This window comes from Roseofilum acuticapitatum BLCC-M154 (genome assembly GCF_030068475.1).
Lineage (GTDB): Bacteria > Cyanobacteriota > Cyanobacteriia > Cyanobacteriales > Desertifilaceae > Roseofilum > Roseofilum acuticapitatum.
Genome location: NZ_JAQOSP010000114.1, coordinates 1 through 6771, shown reverse-complemented (window position 1 = coordinate 6771; position 6771 = coordinate 1). Strand labels below are relative to the sequence as shown.

The following is a 6771-nucleotide window of genomic DNA, read 5'->3' as shown; positions in this document are numbered from 1 at the left end:
GTCTATAGATTAAAGAAAAAGTTGGGGTTCAGGAGATTCTTGGCTGACAGAGAATTGAACCGGGCCAAAAAAACGGTTTTGAGAAGCAAAGATTTTGCTTTTGTTGTGGTATAATTTGTGAAAATGAAAACCCCCTGCTTTCCAAGGGGGGTTCTGAGTCCGATAGCCCCCCCTTTTTAAGGGGGGGTTGGGGGGGATCTGAAGGGGGTTGGGGACGATCCAAAGTTTCTAACAATTGCTGTTTGGCGGTGACTTCCCGACGCAGGGTATCCAGTTGTTCCAGGATTTCTGGGGGAATGTTGCCTTTGGGGTAGAGTTCCCGGTTGGCGAGGAGTTCGATCAGGTTGCGGGATTTGCTGCGTTCCACACTGGCTAAGGCTCTACCGATATCGCCGCTATTGATGCAGGCTTGTACCAGTTTCTCATAAACCCCAAGTTGGGCGGTGCGGCGTTTTTGTTTTTCGGTGTAGGATTCGACGAAGGTGCAACTGGTTTCTACAGCACTAATGGCAGCCTCGTAGCCTTCAATCGCGATTTCCCAGTCTTGAATATCAAACCCAGCATCGCCTAATCTGCTACCGAGTTCCAAGGCTTCTAGGGGGAATCGGTTTGGGGGACAAATGGCTAAACCTGCTCTCCAGGAGGCAATGGCTTCTGGGATTCGGTTTAATTGTTGATGGACAAAGGCCAGGAGATTGTAACTGGTTGCCATCCCCGATTTATCGCCCAATTCGGTTCTCAATTGCAAAGATTGCTGAAACAGACGCTCCGCTTCATCCCAGTTGCCCCGATTGCGCTGGATATCTCCCAACTGTCCCCAAGAGGTTGCCATGCCGGAGCGATCGCCCAATTCGGTTTCAATTGCTAAACATTGCTGATACAGACGCTCCGCCTCATCCCAGTTGCCCCGATTGCGCTGGATATCTCCCAACACTCCCCAAGAGGAAGCCATGCCGGAGCGATCGCCCAATTCGGTACTCAATTGCAAAGATTGCTGATACAGACGCTCCGCCTCATCCCAGTTGCCCCGATTTCGCTGGATATCTCCCAACGTTCCTATAACTTGAGACATTCCGGACTTATCACCTAATTCTCGACAAGCATCAAGTTTTTTCTGATACAGACGCTCCGCCTCATCCCAGTTGCCCCGATTGCGCTGGATATCTCCCAACAGTCCCCAAGAGGAAGCCATGCCGGAGCGATCGCCCAATTCGGTACTCAATTGCAAAGATTGCTGATACAGACGCTCCGCCTCATCCCAGTTGCCTCGATTGCGCTGGATATCTCCCAACACTCCCCAAGAGGAAGCCATGCCAGAGCGATCGCCCAATTCGGTTTCAATTGCTAAACATTGCTGATACAGACGCTCCGCCTCATCCCAGTTGCCGCGATTGCGCTGGATAGAACCTAACTGTCCCCAACAATTGGCGATACCAGCTTTATCCCCAATTTCTTGATACAAGGCGAGAGACTGTTGCAAAGATTGCCAGGCTTGGGGATATTCAGAATGTTGATACTGTTGAAAACCTTGCTGCAATAGAGCATCTGCTGTCAGTTTTATTTCTAGCCGAGGCAACTCATAGTTAGCGGTTTCTATTTTTTGGGCAAAATTCCGCAACCAGCCGGCATTTCCCTGTCCCTGTTGTGCCCTCTTTTCCGCTTCTGCTCCCATTACCTGCACCAACCCCTCATCCATGAGTTCCGGGTGGTTGCTCAATATCGTGACTTCCTCCCCACTGGGACAGTCGAGGAGTTCTTGAATCAGGGAGAGATAGGCTTGCACTCGTTGTTCATCCATCGCCACGCACCGGGTAGGATCTGCTACCCCAATTTTACCCCACAAGCCAGAAACCAGGTTGCTTCCACCGACTCGTTTTTCAAAAAACTTGTCCCAGAAACCGGATCGTTAACACCCATTTGTAAACGCTACCTCAAGTTTTTCCCTGCTCAAAAGCTCGAACTTTCTCATATAAACTATCTACTGTTTCATCCGCAAATATCTCATCTCTACTCAACAAATACTCCCCTTCCCCCAGTTGAAAAGCCACAACAAATCTAGCAAATTTGACAGGAGCCATGTGAGCAGATAGGATTTTTAGCGCCTCTTTGATAACTTGTTGTTCCGTCGGTAAATCAACCTTCATAATCAACCTCCGTGATAAAATAGGTAGGATTCATAACGGGTAAATCTAGTGCTTGGCAGCGATTAATCAGACGTTTATCGCAGGTGAGAAAATAATCACTCCCAGACGCTTCTGCACTGGCAATGTGTAAAGCATCTAAAGACTTAACACCCATCTCTTCTAGTGCTTTTGCTCGAAGGCGAATCTCAGGTGTCAGTTTCTGATGGGTCTTGGACAAACTCAGCCAGAGATTGACAGCATTGGCACGCTCAAGACAAGAGTTGCGACTATTTTCATAGTCTAGAACACTGGAACCGACCAGAGTGGGGGAGGGCGGGTTTACAAAAATCGTTGTCAGTCTACAAGATTTGGGTATAACCCGCCCCTACAGATCTCTGTAGCGTAAATAAATAGATTTGATATAAATACGCATACCAGACATCTGCAAAAAGAAAAAAAAATTAGCTTTGGCGCTGTTTAATGTTCTCTAAACTCCCGGTGGGAATGGCGGCAATCAGTTGGCGGGTGTATTCTTGGCTGGGATGGCTGTAAATTTGCTCAGAGGGGCCGATTTCTTCTACTTTACCGCGATTCATGACCATGATGCGATCGCTCATAAACTTGACTACGCTCAAATCATGGGAGATGAAAATATAGGTTAGCTCAAACTCGTCTTGCAGCTCCTTCAGCAGGTTCAACACCTGAGCTTGTACGGATACATCCAGCGCAGAGACGGACTCATCACAAATAATAAACTTCGGATTTAGAGCAAGAGCGCGGGCAATACACACCCGTTGGCGCTGTCCTCCGGAAAACTCGTGGGGATAACGAGTCATCCAACTGGGATCGAGTCCGACTCTTTCTAGAAGATAACGCACGCGATCGCGTCGTTTAGACCCAGATTCCAACTCCTGATGAATCACCAACGGCTCCATCACTGCATCGCCAATGGATATCCTCGGATCTAATGAGCTATAGGGGTCTTGAAACACAATCTGCATCTGTCGGCGAAAATAGCGCAAAGCCTTGACATTTAAGGATTGAAGCTGTTCGCCTTCAAAGGCCATCATCCCCCCCATAGAAGGAACCAATTGCAGGAGCGATCGCGCTAGGGTAGTTTTACCACAACCGGATTCTCCCACCAAGCCTAATGTTTCGCCCGGATAGACCTCAAAAGATACCCCATTCACTGCCATGGTGTAGCGTTGGGTTTGTCCCCAAATTCCTTTACGGGGAAAGCCTACTTTCAGGTCTTTGACGACCATTAGGGGGGATTGCTGATAGAGTTTTTCTAGGCGCTGCTCAACTTCCTGGGGATTAATTTCAGTAATTTTTGTGACACTTGTAGCAGACTTTTGTTCCAGAAAATCCGCCACGGTGGGCAAATATTTTAAGCGTAAATCGGGACGGGGGCGACAGGCTAACAGACCTTGGGTGTAGGGATGTTGGGGACGGGAAAAAATATCGAGAACGGAGCCAGATTCGACAATTTGCCCTTGATACATGACTACCACACTGTCAGCAATTTCAGCAATTACGCCCAAGTCATGGGTAATAAAAATCAGGGACATGCCCCTAGCTTTTTGCAAGTCCCGGAGCAAGTTTAGGATCGTGGCTTGCACGGTCACATCTAAGGCTGTGGTGGGTTCATCGGCAATTAAGAGGGTCGGATTGCAACTTATGGCCATGGCAATCATCACCCGTTGCAATTGGCCCCCTGAGAGTTCGTGGGGATAGCGATCGAGGATGGCTTGTTTTTGGCGATTGATCGCAGATTGCAGTTGGCGATCGCCTGGCTGCTCCGCAAATTCACTTAACACCTGTTGTTCTAAACTCTCATCCTTGGGCAACAGTTGCACCTCTTGCAAGAGGGCGATCGCCTGTCGTCTTGCTTCTGAGACAGAAATCGATTGATGAAATCGGAGCGCTTCCACCAACTGAAACCCAATCGTATACACCGGATTTAAGGAACTCATCGGTTCCTGAAAAATCATCGAGATTTGGCTACCCCGGTACTGTTGCATCTGTTTCGGGGAAACCTGACGCAAATTAATCCGATCCTGTTGTGGAGGATGAAACCAAATCTCACCACTGGCAATATTTCCCGGAGGTTGAGGAACCAGATCCATAATGGCTAAGGAAGTTACTGATTTTCCTGAGCCAGATTCTCCCACAATGCCTAGGGTTTGTCCTCGTTGAACCGAGAAAGTAATTTGATCAACCGCTTGAATCACTTTCTCATCCGTTTGGAATTGAACAGTGAGGTTACAAACATCTAAAACCGAGTCATTCATGGAGATGGCACTAACAGGTAAGGGTAGATTTGGGAGTACAACAGTAAATTTACTGGTAAATACAGGCATTTTACCAAAATCCCTAGGCATTAACTGGGATTTATAGCCCGTTGATTGGCTGCGATCGCCTCTGCATAGCGACCTAATTTTTGTAATGCTACCCCTTTATTAATCCAAGCATCCTGAAAATCCGGTTGCAGATCGGTTGCTCGACTCCAACTTTCTAGAGCCTCTTCCCATCGATTTAAGGCGGCTAAGACAATGCCTCGATTAAACCAAGTTTGCACATCCTCCGGTTGCAGTGCCAGGGTTTGGTCAAAACAATTGAGCGCCTCTTCAAACCGATTGAGTTTGACCCCTAGAACGATGCCTTTATTATGCCAAGTTTCGAGATCTTTGGGATTTAATTCTAGAGCCTTGTCCCAACTGGCGATCGCCTGTTCATAGTCTTCGAGATCAAAAAATACACTACCCCGATTTGCCCAAGCCAAATCCGCCTTGGGGTTTAATTCTAGGGCGCGATCGTAGGCCAAAATCGCCTCTTCATGTCTTCCCAGGTTCATCAGCGCATTCCCCCGATTAATGGCGGCGCGATCGTGGTTGGGGTCAAGTTCCAGGGTGCGATCGAAGGCTTCTAAGGCCTTTTCATCGTCTTCATTGAGTAATTGTTTACCGCGATCGAACCAAACTTGAGGATTATCCTCATCTAAAGCAATTGCCGGAGTTGGGGGGGTTAACTGTTCGCCGATCGCTTTTGCCACTGCTCCCAATTCACCACAACCGACTTCCCCTAACCGGATCAAACGTTTCGCCAATTGTTGATTGGGTTCAGAATTTTCGGTAACTTTCTGGCCAAAGCGCTTTAACCAAGCGATCCATTGCTCTTCTGAATAGTCCTGTTGTAACTTTTCCCAATCTTTCAGGACTTGACTTTTCCCCCGATCTACTCCCTCCAGAAAAGACATAAACTGCATTTCATAGTCCGTATCTGTGGGCCAAGTCGTTGCAGTATCGGCGAAGGAGCTAGGAGAGGAAGACCATAAACCCTTCAACCATTGCCAAAGTTGTGCTAACCAGCGCCGAAGTTGTCTGAACATCTCCCCATCCTCTTGTCATTTTGCTATTCCATTTTAAGGTTGGTTGGGGTCGATACCGAGTTCTCGGAGTTTGGCGAATGCGCGATCGCGCTCTTCTTGAATGCGATCGCGCTCCTCCATCACCTCCTCTGGGTCTTGAAACGGTTCCCCATTCGGATAAAATACCGCCAAATCCTCCCCCAACCACTCAAAACGGATTTGCAACAAAGGCGAACTCCAGGGTAAATTCAGAGGCGTAATTAACCGAAACTCTTCCTCTTTGCTCCCACGCACCAATCCCAAAAAATCACGAGACTCTGGGTCATAAAAAAACATCTCCAGCACCCCATATTTTTGGTAAAACCTTTGTTTTTCGAGCATTTCATTACGGGAATTACTGGGGGATAAAATCTCAAAAACCACTTGAGGCGCGATATTTTCTTCTTCCCATTGTTTATAGCTTTTGCGATCGCCCCCAGGTCGTCCCAACACCACCATCGCATCGGGAGCTTGCACAGGAACCGGCGGAGCATTCACCTGGACAGGATACCAGAATAAATCACCAGCCACAAACACATTTTGGTGAGCAAACAAGCGCCTCAAATTGCTCACCAAGCGAACAATCCAACGATACTGAACCGTATTTTCAGCCATAGGTAATCCATCCGTTTCTGGATAGAGCGTTTGGGGGATAGGGGGAGTTTGAACCATGGGATTCGGAGTCTCAGTTATGGAAGATACAGCAGTTTTCTGGCTCTATGGGATATTAAGTCTAATTCCGATAATCGGCTGATTTAATGAAAAAATACTAAGTCATATCAAGTCCGGTTAATATCAAGTCCGGTTTCCGCAAGCGGACATGAAAATTTGTTAAGAAGCGGGCCAGATGCCCGCACTCCTCGAATTCTTTGATATGACTGGAGTGGGAGCATCTTGCTCCCTGGATTTTTTAATCATGGTATTTCCGCTTCGCGGACATGAACAATCGGACTTGATATAAAGGGTGAAGAAGCGGGCAAGATGCCCGCACTCCTCTAATTCTTTGATATGACTGGAGTGGGAGCGTCTCGCTCCCTGGATTTTTAATTAGGGTATTTCCGCTTCGCGGACATGAACAATCGGACTTGATATAAAGGGTGAAGAAGCGGGCAAGATGCCCGCACTCCTCTAATCCCTTGATATGACTGGAGTGGGAGCATCTCGCTCCCTGGATTTTTAATCATGGTATTTCCGCTTCGCGGACATGAATAAGCGAACTTGATATAAAGGGTGAAGAAG

At 47.7% G+C, this 6771-nt stretch carries 6 protein-coding genes; all 6 read right to left on the bottom strand.

All coding sequences use genetic code 11. The features are described 5' to 3' along the window. Window positions 1–28 precede the first annotated feature (28 nt). Complete coding sequence (locus PMG71_RS18135) at window positions 29–1798, bottom strand: tetratricopeptide repeat protein (protein WP_283755123.1); 1770 nt, start codon at window positions 1796–1798, stop codon at window positions 29–31. A gap of 133 nt (window positions 1799–1931) precedes the next feature. Next, window positions 1932–2144, bottom strand: coding sequence for a hypothetical protein (locus tag PMG71_RS18130; RefSeq protein WP_283755122.1), 213 nt, complete (start codon window positions 2142–2144; stop codon window positions 1932–1934). After that, the gene (locus tag PMG71_RS18125; RefSeq protein ID WP_283755124.1) at window positions 2134–2445 is read right to left on the bottom strand and encodes a PIN domain-containing protein; all 312 of its coding nucleotides are present in this window, start codon (window positions 2443–2445) and stop codon (window positions 2134–2136) included. Before PMG71_RS18125 ends, PMG71_RS18130 begins: the two co-directional genes overlap by 11 nt. Before the next feature lie 139 nt (window positions 2446–2584). Further along, window positions 2585–4417 (bottom strand): ABC transporter ATP-binding protein, encoded by a 1833-nt coding sequence (locus tag PMG71_RS18120; RefSeq protein ID WP_347179326.1) that lies wholly within the window; start codon window positions 4415–4417, stop codon window positions 2585–2587. Window positions 4418–4506: 89 nt separating this feature from the next. Then, entirely contained in the window at window positions 4507–5514 is a 1008-nt protein-coding gene (locus PMG71_RS18115) for a tetratricopeptide repeat protein (protein ID WP_283755120.1), read from the bottom strand. A gap of 33 nt (window positions 5515–5547) precedes the next feature. Beyond that, window positions 5548–6204, bottom strand: coding sequence for a Uma2 family endonuclease (locus tag PMG71_RS18110; protein WP_283755119.1), 657 nt, complete (start codon window positions 6202–6204; stop codon window positions 5548–5550). Window positions 6205–6771: the final 567 nt, after the last annotated feature.

What these genes read in the sequence shown, in the direction of transcription:
- PMG71_RS18115 (WP_283755120.1), bottom strand. Translation starts at nt 5,514, where the DNA reads ATGTTCAGACAACTTCGGCGCTGGTTAGCACAACTTTGGCAATGGTTG.
- PMG71_RS18120 (WP_347179326.1), bottom strand. Translation starts at nt 4,417, where the DNA reads ATGAATGACTCGGTTTTAGATGTTTGTAACCTCACTGTTCAATTCCAA.
- PMG71_RS18130 (WP_283755122.1), bottom strand. Translation starts at nt 2,144, where the DNA reads ATGAAGGTTGATTTACCGACGGAACAACAAGTTATCAAAGAGGCGCTA.
- PMG71_RS18110 (WP_283755119.1), bottom strand. Translation starts at nt 6,204, where the DNA reads ATGGTTCAAACTCCCCCTATCCCCCAAACGCTCTATCCAGAAACGGAT.
- PMG71_RS18135 (WP_283755123.1), bottom strand. Translation starts at nt 1,798, where the DNA reads ATGGATGAACAACGAGTGCAAGCCTATCTCTCCCTGATTCAAGAACTC.